This window comes from Nitrosospira sp. TNL200 (assembly GCF_055386305.1).
In genome coordinates, this window is record NZ_AP041003.1 from 2,521,828 (window position 1) to 2,538,058 (window position 16,231).

The following is a 16,231-nucleotide window of genomic DNA, read 5'->3' on the forward strand; positions in this document are numbered from 1 at the left end:
GAAATAAGAAACAAGCTGCCAGTCCGATTGCCGGCCAGTGGATCAGCCAGGCGCAGCATGGCGATCATCCGCGCCCGCGTTTCCCGGTGCAGCAAGGGCAGCAATGCTGAAAAACCATGAGGAGAGAAATATGAAAAGTATCGATCCCTGTGTTTTGGTGATTTTCGGGGCAAACGGAAACCTGTCGCGTATCAAATTGATACCAGCGCTGTTTCGCCTGGAAGTAGCGGGGCGCCTCTCCGACAGCATGACCATATTGGGTTGCGGCCTCGAGTCGTGGAACGATGAGCGGTGGACTTCGGAAGTAACCGATATTCTGAAGGCCAAATTCCCTGATGGTATGGATGAGCAGGCGTTCGAGCGTTTTTGCACCCGCCTGCACTATCATCCCAATCCTCCGGGAAATAGCGATGCCTACGCGAAATTGAAGCAGGTACTGGAAGAAACCCCGGGCTTCGCTCCAAACGTGGTGTTTTACATGGCAGTGCGCCCGTCGGAATTTCCCGCGATCATCGACCGGCTGGGAACACTGGGGTTGCTCAACCAGCAGAGAGGATGGTGCCGGGTGGTCATCGAGAAACCTTTCGGCTATGACTTGCTCAGTGCGCAAACCCTGCAGGGAAGCTTGTACCGCCATTTGAACGAGCCGCAGATTTATCGCATCGACCATTATCTCGGCAAGGGCACGGTGCAGAATGTGATCGTCTTCCGCTTCGCCAACATTCTGCTGGAACCGATCTGGAACAATCATTATATCGATCACGTGCAGATTACCCATTCTGAAACGCTGGGCATAGAAGGCCGGGCCGATTATTACGAGAGCGCCGGCGCGCTGCGCGACATGATCCAGAGCCATCTGTTGCAGTTGCTTGCTCTGGTGGCGATGGAACCGCCGGTGACACTGTCGGCAGAGCACTTGCGGGACGAGAAGGTAAAAGTGCTGAAGGCGATACGGCCAATTACGCAGAATTCCGTGCATGCCCATGCTTTTCGCGGACAATATACCAGCGGCACCATCAACGGCAAACCCGTTCCCGGATACCTGGATGAGCCAGGCGTCGCACCGGACAGCGCCACGGAAACCTATGCCGCGCTGAAGCTTTTTATCGACAACTGGCGCTGGGCTGGTGTGCCGTTCTACCTGCGCACTGGAAAGCGCATGGCGGAAAACAGCTCGGCAATTTGCATCCGCTTCAAAAAACCGCCACAGGATCTGCTGCGCCACACGCATCATCACGAAGCTTCCCACCCGAACTGGATTATGCTGGGCATCCAGCCCAATGACTCCCTGAAGATAGAAATGCAGGTAAAGGTGCCGGGACTGGATCTGACCACGCGCACCATCAGCCTGGACGCAACTTACCGCAAGGGAACCGAGCAGGAGCATGACGCCTACGAAGGCTTGCTGCTGGATGTAATGCTGGGCGACCATTCATTATTCCTGCGTATTGACGAGGTGGAATGGGCCTGGCGCGCGGTGGATCCCATCATCAAGGTATGGGCGATGGAGCGCGATTTTATCAACGGCTACCAGGCCGGCAGTTGGGGACCGCGAGGCACATACCGCTTGTTCGACAATGACGACCAGTTCTGGCGCCACTCGCTAAATCCGGAAGGCGCTGATTTGCAGGCTTATTGATATCATGCCTGGTCCGGGCGAGCCATTTTGCCAACCAGATAGATAAGGAATACCAGAGGAATACGTTTCCTGATTATCGCCAAATGATTGGATAAACCATGACCCATTCCTTGAAGAAATCCATTTTTGAGCACGAAAAAGTTGGTTTCGATGTGAGCGCGATCAAACAGTCTCTTTCCAACAGTTTGATCTATTCCGTCGGCAAAGATACGCGGACCGCGACCGATCGCGACCGGTTTTTCGCAGCGGCCTACATGGTGCGCAATCGCCTGATAGACCGCTGGATGGAAACCATGAGCAGCTATTACGACAATGATGTCAAGCGCGTCTACTATTTTTCGCTGGAATTCCTGATAGGCCGCACGCTGATGAACAGCGTGCAAAACCTTGGCTTCGATCCGCAATTCCGGGAAGCGCTGCAGCAACTGGAAATCGATCTCGATGCAGTGCGCGAAATAGAACCGGATGCCGCATTGGGAAATGGCGGCCTGGGAAGGCTTGCCGCCTGTTTTCTCGATTCCATGGCGACACTCGATATTCCGGGCTACGGCTACGGCATAAGATATGAGTATGGCATGTTCTCCCAGCGCATCGAAAATGGAAGGCAGATCGAACATCCGGACAACTGGCTGCGTTACGGCAATCCATGGGAATTTCCTCGCGCGGAAGTGTTATACCAGGTCAAGTTCCACGGCCGGGTGGTGCAATACGAAAACGAGCGGGGCGCCGCGCGCTATCACTGGATCGATACCGACGATGTCATGGCCATGGCATTCGATACGCCCATTCCGGGTTACGGAACGGCTACCGTCAACAATATGCGGCTATGGGCGGCAAAGGCCACGCGCGATTTCGAATTGCGGTATTTCAACGAAGGCAATTATGTCAAGGCGGTGGAGGATAAGAACGAATCCGAAAACCTGTCCAAGGTGCTCTATCCTGACGATACCACGGCAATGGGACGCGAACTGCGGCTCAAGCAGCAGTATTTCTTCGTGTGCGCTTCGCTGCAGGATATTCTCTACCGCTATCGCAAGTATCAGGCGGATTTCGATGCCTTGCCCGACAAGGTCGCGATTCAGTTGAACGATACGCATCCGGCAATCGCCATCCCCGAACTGATGCGTATCCTGGTGGACTTGCATCAGGTGGATTGGGACAAGGCATGGGATATCACCACACGCACCTTTGCCTATACGAATCATACCCTCATGCCGGAAGCGCTCGAAACCTGGGCAGTCTCGCTGTTCGAAAAAGTCCTGCCTCGCCACGTGCAGATCATTTATGAGATCAACCGCCGTTTTCTGAAAGACGTGATGCACCGCTATCCCGGCGATACGGGTATCCTGCGCCGCATGTCCATCATCAATGAAGAGGGTGAAAGACGCATTCGCATGGCCCATCTCGCCATTGTCGGAAGCCACAAGGTAAACGGAGTGGCGCAGATCCATACGGAATTGATGAAACAAACGATATTCGCGGACTTCGACCGTTTTTTCCCTTCCAGGATCATCAATATCACCAACGGCATCACGCCGCGCCGCTGGCTGCATCTGGCCAACCGCCGTCTGGCCGAGCTCATTACCTCCCGCATCGGTTCCGGCTGGATCAAGGATCTCGCCCAGTTGAAGCAGTTGATACCGCTTGCCGACGATGCATCCTTCCGGCAGGCATTCGCCGCGGTAAAACGCGCTGACAAGGAGCAACTGGCAAGCATGCTGAAACAAAAACTCGACCTCGAGATCGGCGTCGAGTCGCTGTTCGACGTCCAGATCAAGCGCATCCATGAATACAAGCGGCAACTACTCAACCTGCTGCATGTCGTGACCGCATACAACCGCATCCGCCACCAGCCCGGCGCTCGCCACGTCCCTCGCACGGTCATCTTTGGCGGCAAGGCGGCGCCGGGCTATTTCATGGCGAAGCTCATCATCAAGCTGATCAATGATATTGCTGATATCATCAATAACGATCCGCGCGTCGGCAACAACCTCAAGGTCGTATTCGTGCCCAATTACGACGTCTCGGTGGCGGAACGGATGATCCCGGCGGCGGATCTGTCCGAGCAGATTTCCACCGCGGGCACGGAAGCCTCGGGAACGGGGAATATGAAACTCGCATTGAACGGCGCCTTGACGATAGGAACGCTGGATGGCGCCAATATCGAAATCGGCAATGAGGTCGGCAATGAGAATATTTTCATTTTCGGCCTGACCGCAGCCGAAGTTTCCCAGGTGAAAGCCGAGGGTTACCGCCCCTGGGACTTCTACCATTCCAACGAGGAATTGCGGGCCGTGCTCGACATGATCGGCTCCGGCTTCTTTTCGCCGGACGAGCCGGACCGGTTCAAGCCCATTGTGGACGCACTGCTAGATCATGGAGACCAGTATCTTCTGCTGGCCGATTACGCGTCCTATATCGCCTGCCAGAAAAAGGTCGAGATCGTTTACCAGGACCAGGAGCAATGGGTACGCAAAGCCATCCTGAATATCGCCAACATGGGCAAATTTTCGAGCGACCGGACGATCATGCAATATGCCACCGAAATCTGGGATTCCCGGCCAAGGAGCAGCCGCCAGTAGAAAGCGGGTATCACAGGTCACCAGCCCGGAATAATTTCGATGGGGGAACGCAGCGAGGGACGGAAATCCAGTAGCCTGAAAAAGCTCTGGATTCCGGCTCACCGCTGGTGCGGCGTCCGGAATGGCGGGGATTTTTTACGCAATGAATTCATGATTCGCCACACCAGGGACTTCCGGGCAAATAAGGATTCCGTTATTTTTATAGTGGTGCTTTGAGAGCAGCGGCGGTGTGTGCTGAATAGGCGGCGGCAATCCTTCCGCTGAAGCGGAGTGCCGCAGAATGTGTGTACGATAAAGGATTCGATCATGAGATTCTCCATTTTCCGCTTTGATCCGGACAAGGATGCAAAGCCATACATGCAGCAGTATGACATCGCGCTGGAACCGGCGGACAGGATGCTGCTGGACGCCCTGGTGCGCATCAAGGCGGTGGATGACAGCCTGAGCCTTCGCCGTTCCTGCAGGGAAGGCGTATGCGGTTCGGACGGAATGAATATCAATGGGCGCAATGGACTGGCCTGCATCACGCCGATAGCGGGGCTGCGCGAACCGATAGAATTGCGCCCGCTGCCGGGATTGCCGGTAATACGGGATCTTATCGTCGATATGACGCAGTTCTTCAAGCAATATCATTCGATCAAGCCCTATCTCATCAACAATGATCCGCCACCCGAAACCGAACGGTTGCAATCGCCGCAGGAACGCGCGGAACTGGACGGACTGTACGAATGCATCTTATGCGCGTGCTGCTCCACCGCCTGTCCGTCATTCTGGTGGAATCCCGATAAATTCGTCGGTCCTGCCGGATTATTGCAGGCATACCGTTTTCTGGCGGACAGCCGCGACCAGGCTACCGAGGAAAGACTGGATTATCTTGAAGACCCGTATCGGTTGTTCCGCTGCCATTCCATCATGAATTGCGTCGATGTATGCCCAAAGGAATTGAATCCCAACCGGGCGATCAGCAAAATCAAGGATATGATGGTCAAAAGGACGGTATAAGACAACGATGAGAGAACTGGAACGCGCCCGCTGGCGCTGCCGGCGCGGCTTGCTGGAACTGGATATCCTGCTCGAGCGTTTCATGGACGAGCATTACGCCACGCTGGGAAAGAATGAACTGCGGCAATTCGAAATGCTGCTGGACATTCCCGATAACGACTTGTGGGATATGATTATGCAAAGGCAGCAAGCGTGGGACCCAAGCGTCCAGCCTGTGCTGCGTTTGCTGCAGACTGTCTGATGGCGCCGGCCCTGAAAATTTTTGAATAGCGAGGATGGCATGGAACAAAAACGCACAGCAACCCTCCGCCTGGATGGTGACGAGAAGGTTTTCGAGTTTCCGCTCATCTCCGGCACGATGGGGCCGGATGTAGTGGATATACGCAGCCTGCATGCCCAGGCCGGCGTCTTTACTTATGATCCCGGCTTTCTTTCCACCGCCAGCAGCAATTCCAAAATCACCTTCATCGATGGCGACAAAGGCATACTGCTGTATCGCGGCTACCCTATCGAGCAACTGGCAAAGCGGTGCGATTTCATGGAGGTATGCTATTTGCTGATGAATGGCGACCTGCCGACCAGGACGCAAAAAGCTTCATTCGACAAAACCATCAAAGAACACACCATGGTGCACGAGCAACTGGCGCGGTTCTTTACCGGTTTTCGGCGCGACGCGCATCCCATGGCGGTAATGGTGGGCGTGGTGGGCGCATTGTCTGCGTTTTATCACGATGCAATGGATATTTCGGATGCGTCGCACCGCGAGGTATCCGCCTATCGGCTGATAGCGAAATTACCGACCATCACCGCGATGACATACAAGTACAATATCGGCCAGCCGTTCATTTATCCGCGCAACAACCTGAGTTACGCGGAAAACTTCATGCACATGATGTTCGCCACCCCGGCGGAGGACTACAAGCCCAATCCGGTGCTGGCCAGGGCGCTGGATCGTATCCTTATCCTGCATGCAGACCATGAGCAGAATGCGTCCACCTCCACCGTGCGGATGGCGGGCTCCAGCGGAGCCAATCCCTTCGCCTGCATTTCCGCGGGGATTGCGTGTCTGTGGGGCCCCGCGCACGGAGGAGCAAACGAAGCCTGTCTCAACATGCTGGAAGAGATCGGCGATGAATCGCGCATCGGCGAATTTATCGATCGCGCCAAAGACAAGAGCGATCCCTTCAGGCTGGTGGGCTTCGGCCACCGCGTATACAAGAATTTCGACCCGCGCGCGAAACTGATGCGCGAAACATGCCATGAAGTGCTGAGCGAGCTCGGACTGCATGACGATCCCTTGTTCAAGCTGGCGATGAAACTGGAGAAGATTGCACTGGAGGACGAGTATTTCATTTCACGCAAGCTGTATCCCAACGTGGACTTCTATTCCGGCATCGTACAGCGCGCTCTCGGGATTCCGATATCCATGTTCACCGCCATCTTCACCATGGCGCGCACGGTCGGATGGATTGCGCAATGGAATGAGATGATTTCCGACCCCGACCACAAGATCGGACGTCCGCGTCAGCTTTATACCGGCACGGTAACGCGCGATGTCGTCCCGATTGCCTTGCGTAAATGATCTGGCAAATGACGTGGCCTCACTCGAAAATTTCTCTATCCGCGGAGAACCCGGCATGACAGAACAGCGCTCCGGAATGGTGCTCGAAAGTTCTCCCCTGTCCGCGTCGAATGCGTCCTACGTCGAAGGGCTTTATGAAGACTATATGCGGGACGCGAAGTCGATTTCGCCGGAATGGAGCAGGTTTTTCGAAAAACTGCCCCAAACTGGGAATGGCCAGGGCGACATGCGTCCCGCAACCACGTCAACCTCCCCTTCTTCCCCTCTTGGCGGCGCTGGTCCGCGCGCCATTCCTGGAGCCAGAAGAGCCGGCGGAAATGAAAGTGAGGATAACGAAGGCCTTGCCCTGGAGCGCAAGCAGATCTCGGTCCTGCAGCTGATCAATGCCTATCGTTTTCTCGGCGTGCGGCATGCCAATCTCGATCCGCTCAAGCACCAGGAAAAGCCATTTATTCCCGAGCTTGATCCCGGCTACTACGGATTGACGGAATCGGACCTGGATACGGTGTTCGGCACAGGCTCCCTTATCGGTCCGGCCCGCGCTCCGCTGAAGGATATATTGCAAATATTGCGGCAGACCTATTGTGGAAGTGTCGGCCTCGAGTACATGTATATCACCGACACCGAGCAAAAACGGTGGATACAGAATCGTATCGAAGGCTCGCGCTCCCAGCCCGTCTTCTCCGCGGAATACAAGCGCCACATCCTGGAGCGGCTTACCGCCGCGGAAGGGCTGGAAAAATACCTGCATACCCGATACGTGGGCCAGAAACGATTTTCCGGCGAGGGCGGGGAAAGCCTGATTCCGCTGCTTGACAACCTGCTGCAACGGGCCGGAGAGATGGGCGTGGAACAGATGGTCATCGGGATGGCCCACCGCGGGCGGCTGAACGTGCTGGTCAATACCCTGGGCAAAGCGCCGGCCAACCTGTTCCAGGAATTCGAGGGCAAGCAGGTGCAGGAACTCTCCGAAGGAGATGTCAAATACCATCAGGGATTTTCCTCCGCGGTTTCGACGCCGGGCGGCGTCATGCGTTTGACCCTGGCGTTCAACCCTTCCCATCTGGAAATTGTGGATCCGGTGGTGCAGGGCTCGGTGCGAGCCCGGCAGCATCGCGCCGGGGACAGGGAAGGCAACCTGGTGCTGCCCGTGCTGCTGCACGGCGACGCGGCGTATTCCGCCCAGGGCGTGGTGATGGAAACGCTGAATCTCTCCCAGACCCGCGGGTATGGAACGGGCGGAACGCTGCATGTCATCATCAATAACCAGATCGGATTTACCACTTCCGACCCTCGGGACGCACGCTCCACGCTTTACTGTACCGATGTATCGAAAATGATCGAAGCGCCGATTTTTCATGTCAACGGAGACGATCCGGAAGCCGTGCTCATGATTACAGAAATCGCGCTCGACTTCCGGATGAGGTTCCACAAGGACGTGGTCGTCGACATGGTCTGTTTCCGCACACTGGGCCACAATGAGCAGGATGAACCGATGGTGACGCAACCGCTGATGTACAAGATCATCAGCCGCCACCCCGGCACACGCAAGCTGTATGCCGAGAAACTGGAAAAAGAAGGCGTGATCGGCGCCGGACAGGCCGAACAGTTGGTGAAGGCCTATCGCGACGACATGGATGCAGGGCGCAACCCGAATAAAACGGTCCTCTATGACTACAAATCCCCCCATGCCATGGACTGGACACCGTTCCTGAAGGGGGGCAAGTGGAATATGGAGACAGTTACCGGCCTGCCCATGGCGGAGCTGAAGAAGCTCGGAGACCGGCTGACCGACATTCCCGCAAAGTTCAAGCTGCATCCCCGCGTGGAAAAAATAATCGCCGATCGCCGCCAGATGAGCGAAGGAAAACTGCCTCTGGATTGGGGCATGGCAGAAAATCTTGCTTATGCCGCGCTGCTTGCGGACGGGTTCGCGGTGCGCATTTCCGGGCAGGATTCGGGACGTGGCACTTTTTTTCATCGGCATGCCGTGCTTCATGACCAGAACCGGCAGCGGTGGAACGAAGGGACCTATATTCCGCTGCGCCACATCGCGCCGGGCCAGCCGGACTTCGTCATCATCGATTCCGTGCTGTCGGAAGAAGCCGTGCTTGGCTTCGAATATGGTTATGCGACGGCGGAACCGAATGAGCTGGTGGTATGGGAAGCGCAGTTCGGCGATTTTGCGAATGGCGCACAGGTAGTGATAGACCAGTTCATCGCATCCGGTGAAGCGAAGTGGGGCCGGCAATGCGGCCTGGTGATGATGCTGCCGCATGGTTACGAGGGCCAGGGGCCGGAGCACTCTTCCGCACGGCTGGAACGCTATCTGCAACTTTGCGCGGAATACAACATTCAGGTATGCGTTCCCTCCACGCCCGCTCAAATGTTTCATCTGCTGCGCCGGCAGATGATCAGGCCGCTGCGCAAACCCCTGATCATCATGAGCCCGAAAAGCATGCTGCGTCATAAGGAATCGGTATCGAGCCTCGAAGAACTCGCGGAAGGACGTTTTCAGGCGATCATTCCGGAGACCGAAGAGCTTGATTCAGGGAAGGTGCGGCGGATAATCGCGTGTTGCGGCAAGGTCTATTACGATCTGCTCGCCTATCGCCGGAAACAGGCAATTTCGGATGTGGCAATAGTCCGCGTCGAGCAGCTGTATCCCTTCCCTCATGAAGACTTTCAGGTCGAGATCGAGCGCTATCCCCATGCCCGGGACGTGCTGTGGTGCCAGGAAGAACCGGGAAACCAGGGAGCCTGGCATCGCATCCAGCATTACCTTCTGAGGCATACGCGGCCAGGGCAGGTGCTGGGCTATGCCCTGCGTCCCTCCTCGGCCTCCCCCGCCGTGGGATATTCCCAGAAGCATAATCTGCAGCAGAAGGAATTGGTCGAGGCAGCATTTCGCGAGAAAATTTAAAAGGAAGAACCATGCCTGTCGAGATCAAGGTTCCCGTGTTGTCCGAATCCGTAGCGGAAGCGACGCTGCTTTCCTGGCACAAGAAAGAAGGCGAACATGTCGATCGTGATGAAAATCTCGTCGATATCGAAACCGATAAGGTCGTGCTGGAATTGCCTGCCCCCATGGCCGGCATATTGACGAAAATCAATAAGGGCGATGGCGCCATAGTGGCGAGCGGTGAAATTATCGCGCTACTGGATAGCGAGGCTAAAACCGCTGCTTCGCCAGCGCCCGCTTCCGAGACTCCCGATGTTCCCGCTGTTCCCGGAACAACGGCAGCCAGGCCGAAGATAGCTGGCGCGCAACCCGCCACTGCTTCAACTCCCGCTCCAACACCTCGCGCTGCCGCCAACCAGGCAACCCTGATGCCGGCGGCCCGGCGCATGGCGGCGCAAGCAAATCTCGAGGCTGATGAGATCGGTGGCATCAAGGGTAGCGGACGCGGCGGCCGGATTACCAAGGAAGACGTTGCAGCGCATAGGGAAAGCAGAAATCGCCCCTCCGCGCCGGACGCGACTCCGGAAGGTTCCACGGCTTCTGCTGTTGCCGCCGCTTCTGCAGAAATGCCTGTGGCGGCTGCTCCCCAACCGGCAGCCGGGCGGCCAGAAAAACGGGTACCCATGACGCGGCTGCGCGCACGCATAGCGGAGCGCCTGGTTCAATCGCAATCCACAGCCGCGATATTGACCACATTCAATGAAGTCAACATGCAGGGCATACTGGATCTGCGCACCCGGTACAAGGACAGGTTCGAAAAGGAGCATGGAGTCAAGCTGGGCCTCATGTCTTTTTTTGTCAAGGCGGCTGTCGCCGCGCTGAAGAAATACCCCATTGTCAATGCGTCGGTGGACGGAAACGATATCGTCTACCATGGCTATTACGATATCGGCATTGCAGTGAGCAGCCCGCGTGGATTGGTGGTTCCCGTCATTCGGGACGCCGACACGCTGTCTCAGGCCGAGATAGAAAGAAGGATTTCAGACTTCGGCAAGCGCGCCACGGATGGCAAACTGACCATTGAAGATCTGACGGGCGGCACTTTTTCCATCACCAACGGCGGCGTGTTCGGCTCCATGCTTTCCACGCCCATTCTGAATCCGCCGCAAAGCGCCATTCTCGGGATCCATGCCACCAAGGAAAGACCCGTGGCGGAGAATGGCCAGGTGGTAATCCGTCCGATGAACTATCTTGCGCTCTCCTATGATCATCGCATCATAGATGGGCGAGAAGCGGTGCTCTCCCTGGTCGCGATGAAAGAAGCGCTCGAATATCCGGCAAGCCCGCTGCTGGAAGATTGAAACATCACGCGCCGATCGCTTGGAGCCAATTCTGTCAGTCTTTTCATACATTTTCATAATAAACAACAATGTCAGCAATTTTTGATGTAGCGGTCATAGGCGCCGGACCGGGCGGCTATGTCGCAGCCATAAGGTGCGCCCAACTGGGCCTAAATACCGTTTGCATAGACGAATGGAAAAACCCGCAAGGCAAACCCAGCCTCGGCGGGACGTGCCTGAACGTCGGCTGCATCCCGTCGAAGGCCCTCCTGGAATCGTCCGAGAATTACGAGCGCGCGGCGGGAAAATTTGCCGCTCACGGGATCAGGATCGAAAACCTGTCGTTCGATGTTCCCACCATGATAGCGCGCAAGGACAAGATCGTTTCCGCGTTTACCGGCGGTGTCGCCATGCTGCTCAAGAAAAACAAGGTAACCTCGATACACGGCCGAGGAATCCTGCTCAGCGGCGGCGACGGCAATACGTCCTGGCAGATAGCGGTGAGCGATGGCGACAAAAAGGAGATGGTGGAAGCCCGGCATGTCATTATCGCCACCGGTTCCACGCCGCGCCAATTGCCGTTCGCTCCCGTGGACAACGAGCGAATACTGGATAGCGCGGGCGCGCTGGCGCTGACGGATGTGCCCGCCCGGATGGGGGTGATAGGCGGCGGCATCATCGGCCTGGAAATGGGCAGCGTCTGGCGCCGTCTGGGCGCTGAAGTCACCATCCTGGAAGCGTTGCCTGGTTTCCTGGCTGCCGCCGATGAGCAGGTGGCAAAGGAAGCGCGCAAACTCCTTACGAGAGAAACCGGCCTGGTTATCCAGACCGGCGCCACAATCACGGGGATCAGCGCGGGAGAAAACAGTGTTGCCGTTGAGTATGCAACCCCGGAAAACGGAGCTGCAAAGCTGGAAGTGGACAAACTGATCATCGCCGTGGGACGCGTGCCCAATACGGCTGGGCTGGGCGCGGAAAATATCGGGTTGAAAGTGGATGAGCGCGGCTATATCGAAGTGGATAACCATTGCCGGACCAATCTGCGGAATATCTACGCCATAGGCGATGTGGTGCGCGGACCCATGCTGGCGCATAAAGCCTCCGAGGAAGGTGTGGCGGTCGCTGAAACGATCGCCGGCCAGGATGGGCATGTGAACCTTGGCACCATTCCCTCCATCATCTACACCTCGCCCGAGATTGCCTGGGTGGGCAAGACCGAGCAGGAATTGAAGGCGGCGGGTGTCTCATACAAGGCTGGCCAGTTTCCTTTCATGGCCAATGGCCGCGCCAGGGCGCTGGGCGAAACCGGTGGCTTCGTCAAGGTGCTGGCTGATGCCGCTACCGATCGTATCCTGGGCGTCCACATGATAGGCCCGTACGTTTCCGAAATGATCGCGGAAGCGGTGGTGGCGATGGAATTCGCCGCCAGCAGCGAAGACATTGGCCGTATCGTGCACGCTCATCCCTCTTTGTCGGAAGTCCTGCATGAGGCGGCGCTTGGCGTGGAAAAGCGGGCAATCCATATATAACCCAATTCAGCCTGAAGCTGTGCTATTGATCGAAATGATTCTATCGAAGCCTCTTGCCTCGTCATTCCTGCGTAAGCCCACTACTGTCGGGGATAATTTAGAGAGTGAAGGTGGTAAAGGTGGTGAAGGTGAAAAGGGTTGCAGGTAGTGGTTTAAGGGGTTAAGACCCTGTTTAGGATAAGTTTGTAGGTCGGATTAGCGAGGCGTAATCCGACAACGGCAATTCGTTCATCCATGCTGACGCCCCTCCCTCAGGAACTGTCGCATATCGGTTCCGACTTCTTATATCGAATCACACTCCACCAATTCGGCCTGCAAATTCAATATTGCGGCAATAGTCCGGTGCTGCCGCCTTTAGGGTAAAATACGGTTTTTCATGAATTTTCCATGATCCCCATCACCATTGCCCTTTCGAAGGGGCGCATTTTCGATGACACCGCTCCGCTGTTGAAAGCTGCGGGAATCGTGGCGCTGGAGGATCCCGAGACGTCGCGCAAACTGATCCTCGCCACTACCCGCGATACGGTCCGGCTGATCATCGTGCGCGCCTCCGACGTCCCAACTTACGTGCAGTACGGTGCCGCGGACATGGGCATAGCGGGAAAGGATGTGTTGCTGGAGCATGGCGGAGCGGGCCTTTACCAGCCTCTCGATTTGAATATTGCCCGCTGCCGGATGATAGTGGCGGTACGCAACGACTTCGATTATGAGTCAGCAGTGAGGCGCGGCGCCCGCCTGCGGGTTGCGACCAAATATCTCCATACCGCCCGGGAGCACTTCGCGGAAAAGGGCATGCACGTGGATCTCATCAAGCTTTATGGTTCCATGGAGCTTGCGCCACTGGTAGGCCTGGCTGACGCCATCGTCGATCTGGTTTCAAGCGGCAACACGCTAAGAGCCAATCAGCTCAAGGCGGTGGAAGAGATCGTTCCAATTTCGGCACGCCTGGTCATCAATCAGGCGGCACTGAAATTGAAGCGTGAAACGATACAACCGATGCTGGAGGCATTCTCGGCCGCCAGCATGCAGCGCGGCGCTTCACAGGAAGTGACAGAGGTTGCGCACCAGTAATATTCTCGATTTTCATGGCCCAGATCACACGCTTATGTTCCACTGACAGCGGCTTTCAAGGCACGCTGGACAGGCTGCTGGCATTCGACGATACGCAGGATGCTGCGCTCAATGCCGTAGTCATCGATATTCTTGCGGATATCAAGAAGCGCGGAGACGATGCGCTGCTCGATTACACGCGCCGGTTCGATCGCCGGGAAGTGGCGGCAATAGCGGAACTGGAACTGTCCGGGGACCAGTTGCAGCACGCCCTGCAAAGCCTGCCGGAAGATCAGCGCAAGGCGCTCGACCTGGCGGCGTGGCGTGTCCGCGTTTACCATGAAAAGCAAGTGGCGCACTCATGGAGCTACGTCGAGCCCGGCGGCACGCAGCTTGGCCAAAAAATAACGCCGCTGGATCGCGTGGGATTATATGTACCGGGCGGCAAGGCATCGTATCCTTCATCGGTGCTGATGAACGCCATTCCGGCAAAGGTGGCGGGCGTCAAGGAACTCGTCATGGTTACGCCCGCTCCCAATGGAGAGACCAATCACATGGTGCTGGCGGCGGCAGCCATTTGCGGAGTGGATCGCGTCTTCACCATCGGAGGGGCGCAGGCGGTGGGAGCAATGGCTTATGGAACGCATGCCGTGCCGCGAGTGGACAAGATCGTCGGCCCCGGCAATGCCTACGTGGCCGCAGCCAAACGGCATGTGTTTGGCCTGGTCGGCATCGACATGGTGGCCGGACCTTCGGAAATCCTGGTCATTTGCGACGGCGGGACGGACCCCGACTGGATCGCGATGGACCTGTTTTCACAGGCGGAGCATGATGAACTGGCGCAGGCCATCCTGCTTTGCCCCGAAGCGGCTTTCATCGATGCGGTAGCGGAAAGCATTGCGCTCCAGTTGGAAACCATGCCGCGCAAGGCTGTGATACAAGCTTCGCTTCGCGACCGGGGGGCATTGATCCAGGTGCGTGATCTGCACGAAGCCTGCGCCATCGCCAATCATATCGCCCCCGAACATCTGGAATTATCGGTCGAGCAGCCGGAAGCATGGGTCGAGAAAATCAGGCATGCCGGAGCAATATTTCTGGGACGCTACAGTTCCGAAGCCCTGGGCGATTATTGCGCGGGGCCCAACCATGTGCTGCCCACTTCGCGCACTGCCCGGTTCTCGTCGCCATTGGGCGTATATGATTTCCAGAAGCGCAGCAGCCTTATCCATGTATCACGGGAGAATGCAGCCGAGCTTGGCGCGATTGCTTCCATACTGGCAAGGGGAGAGGGCCTGCAGGCCCACGCCATGTCAGCGGAATATCGATACAGGAAGAACGATTAGATTTTCAGTCTGTTCCGGATCGGGCGCTGTAGCGTGTTAAACGCTGTCCCACGAAGATGAAGCAATGACGGCAAAAACCAGCCCTGATTCAGCTTTATCGGCCATAGTGTAGCCATGGTGTAGAATAGCCCGCTTATGCCCCGCTCTCCCGATCAAGTCATCCGCCCGGAAGTCCTCGCGCTCTCCGCCTATCATGTTCCTCCCGCAAAAGGCATGGTAAAGCTGGACGCGATGGAAAACCCTTATAGCCTGCCGCCGGAGCTACGCAGCGAAATAGCGCGGCTCGCCGGCGAAGCCGCCATCAACCGTTATCCCGATGCAAACGCAGCTTCCCTCAAGGATGTGCTGCGTAGCGCGCTGCCTATTCCGGATGGAATGGATATCGTTCTGGGCAACGGGTCCGACGAGATCATCCAGCTCATTGCTTTGGCGGTCGCGAAGCCTGAAGCGGTGCTGATGAGTGTCGAACCCGCATTCGTCATGTTTCGCATGATAGCGACGTTTGCGCGAATGAAATACGTGGGAGTACCCTTGAAGGCCGATTTTACGCTCGACGTTGACGCCATGCTGGACGCCATCGTACGGCACGAGCCTGAGCTCATTTTTATCGCCTATCCCAATAACCCCACCGGCAATCTGTTTGACGCCGCCGCGATCCTGCGTATCATCGAAGCTGCGCCTGGCCTGGTCGTCGTGGATGAAGCTTACCACGCGTTCGCCGGCGCCAGCTTCATGGACCGATTGGCGCAATATCCCAATCTGCTGCTGATGCGCACGCTTTCGAAGCTGGGGCTGGCCGGCTTGCGGCTGGGAATGCTGGTCGGCAGGAAGGAGTGGTTGACGCATTTCGAGAAACTGCGTTTGCCGTATAATATCGGGGTCATCACCCAGTCGATTGCGGAACGTGTATTACAACATCATGAAGTTCTTCTGCGTCAGGCGAATGTGATAAGGACTGAACGCGCGGTCATGATCGAGCGACTGTCAGTTATAGGCGGCATTCACGCTTTTCCGACGGACGCGAACTTTATTTTGTTTCGCGTAAATGAAGCCACTCAGGTATTTGAAAAACTGAAACGACGGGGAGTGCTGATCAAGAATCTGAATGGCTCCCACCCGTTGCTCAAAAACTGCTTGCGCGTAACGGTTGGCACACCGGGCGAAAATGCATGTTTCCTGGACATGCTGAAAGCATCGCTTGCCGAGTTCGAACCGGCATCGCCTCTTCCTTCATACTGATTGATACCGAACCATACCCGCAC

General features: G+C 56.5%; 11 protein-coding genes. All 11 read left to right on the top strand.

Annotation, left to right across the window (positions count from 1 at the left end; translation table 11 throughout):
• Nucleotides 1-130 precede the first annotated feature (130 nt).
• The 11 genes from zwf (at nucleotide 131) to hisC (ending at nucleotide 16,208) form a co-directional block, all read left to right on the top strand.
• Nucleotides 131-1,639 (top strand): glucose-6-phosphate dehydrogenase, encoded by a 1,509-nt coding sequence (gene zwf / locus ACZ5CE_RS11395; protein WP_464575031.1) that lies wholly within the window; start codon nucleotides 131-133, stop codon nucleotides 1,637-1,639.
• Nucleotides 1,640-1,737: 98 nt separating this feature from the next.
• Entirely contained in the window at nucleotides 1,738-4,221 is a 2,484-nt protein-coding gene (locus ACZ5CE_RS11400; RefSeq protein WP_464575032.1) for a glycogen/starch/alpha-glucan phosphorylase, read from the top strand.
• A 306-nt stretch (nucleotides 4,222-4,527) separates the two neighbouring features.
• Nucleotides 4,528-5,223 carry a succinate dehydrogenase iron-sulfur subunit gene (locus tag ACZ5CE_RS11405; RefSeq protein WP_464575033.1) on the top strand — a complete coding sequence of 232 codons (696 nt, stop codon included), beginning with the start codon at nucleotides 4,528-4,530 and terminating at the stop codon, nucleotides 5,221-5,223.
• 7 nt (nucleotides 5,224-5,230) lie between these two features.
• On the top strand, nucleotides 5,231-5,464 hold the full coding sequence (locus tag ACZ5CE_RS11410) for an FAD assembly factor SdhE (RefSeq protein WP_464575034.1): 234 nt from the start codon (nucleotides 5,231-5,233) through the stop codon (nucleotides 5,462-5,464).
• A 39-nt stretch (nucleotides 5,465-5,503) separates the two neighbouring features.
• Nucleotides 5,504-6,805, top strand: a complete 1,302-nt coding sequence (gene gltA / locus ACZ5CE_RS11415) for a citrate synthase (RefSeq protein WP_464575035.1) — start codon at nucleotides 5,504-5,506, stop codon at nucleotides 6,803-6,805.
• A 55-nt stretch (nucleotides 6,806-6,860) separates the two neighbouring features.
• A complete protein-coding gene (locus ACZ5CE_RS11420; protein ID WP_464575036.1) occupies nucleotides 6,861-9,728 on the top strand; it encodes a 2-oxoglutarate dehydrogenase E1 component in 2,868 nt (955 codons plus the stop codon).
• Nucleotides 9,729-9,739: 11 nt separating this feature from the next.
• On the top strand, nucleotides 9,740-11,068 hold the full coding sequence (odhB, locus tag ACZ5CE_RS11425; RefSeq protein ID WP_464575037.1) for a 2-oxoglutarate dehydrogenase complex dihydrolipoyllysine-residue succinyltransferase: 1,329 nt from the start codon (nucleotides 9,740-9,742) through the stop codon (nucleotides 11,066-11,068).
• 68 nt (nucleotides 11,069-11,136) lie between these two features.
• Nucleotides 11,137-12,576, top strand: coding sequence for a dihydrolipoyl dehydrogenase (gene lpdA, locus ACZ5CE_RS11430; RefSeq protein WP_464575038.1), 1,440 nt, complete (start codon nucleotides 11,137-11,139; stop codon nucleotides 12,574-12,576).
• Nucleotides 12,577-12,963: 387 nt separating this feature from the next.
• Entirely contained in the window at nucleotides 12,964-13,647 is a 684-nt protein-coding gene (gene hisG / locus ACZ5CE_RS11435) for an ATP phosphoribosyltransferase (protein WP_464575039.1), read from the top strand.
• A gap of 14 nt (nucleotides 13,648-13,661) precedes the next feature.
• Nucleotides 13,662-14,969, top strand: a complete 1,308-nt coding sequence (gene hisD / locus ACZ5CE_RS11440) for a histidinol dehydrogenase (protein WP_464575040.1) — start codon at nucleotides 13,662-13,664, stop codon at nucleotides 14,967-14,969.
• Nucleotides 14,970-15,104: 135 nt separating this feature from the next.
• Nucleotides 15,105-16,208 (top strand): histidinol-phosphate transaminase, encoded by a 1,104-nt coding sequence (gene hisC / locus ACZ5CE_RS11445; RefSeq protein WP_464575041.1) that lies wholly within the window; start codon nucleotides 15,105-15,107, stop codon nucleotides 16,206-16,208.
• The last annotated feature ends 23 nt before the right edge of the window (nucleotides 16,209-16,231 follow it).

Coding starts and splice junctions, on each gene's coding strand:
- zwf (WP_464575031.1), top strand. CDS start 131: ATGAAAAGTATCGATCCCTGTGTTTTGGTGATTTTCGGGGCAAACGGA.
- ACZ5CE_RS11400 (WP_464575032.1), top strand. CDS start 1,738: ATGACCCATTCCTTGAAGAAATCCATTTTTGAGCACGAAAAAGTTGGT.
- ACZ5CE_RS11405 (WP_464575033.1), top strand. CDS start 4,528: ATGAGATTCTCCATTTTCCGCTTTGATCCGGACAAGGATGCAAAGCCA.
- ACZ5CE_RS11410 (WP_464575034.1), top strand. CDS start 5,231: ATGAGAGAACTGGAACGCGCCCGCTGGCGCTGCCGGCGCGGCTTGCTG.
- gltA (WP_464575035.1), top strand. CDS start 5,504: ATGGAACAAAAACGCACAGCAACCCTCCGCCTGGATGGTGACGAGAAG.
- ACZ5CE_RS11420 (WP_464575036.1), top strand. CDS start 6,861: ATGACAGAACAGCGCTCCGGAATGGTGCTCGAAAGTTCTCCCCTGTCC.
- odhB (WP_464575037.1), top strand. CDS start 9,740: ATGCCTGTCGAGATCAAGGTTCCCGTGTTGTCCGAATCCGTAGCGGAA.
- lpdA (WP_464575038.1), top strand. CDS start 11,137: ATGTCAGCAATTTTTGATGTAGCGGTCATAGGCGCCGGACCGGGCGGC.
- hisG (WP_464575039.1), top strand. CDS start 12,964: ATGATCCCCATCACCATTGCCCTTTCGAAGGGGCGCATTTTCGATGAC.
- hisD (WP_464575040.1), top strand. CDS start 13,662: ATGGCCCAGATCACACGCTTATGTTCCACTGACAGCGGCTTTCAAGGC.
- hisC (WP_464575041.1), top strand. CDS start 15,105: ATGCCCCGCTCTCCCGATCAAGTCATCCGCCCGGAAGTCCTCGCGCTC.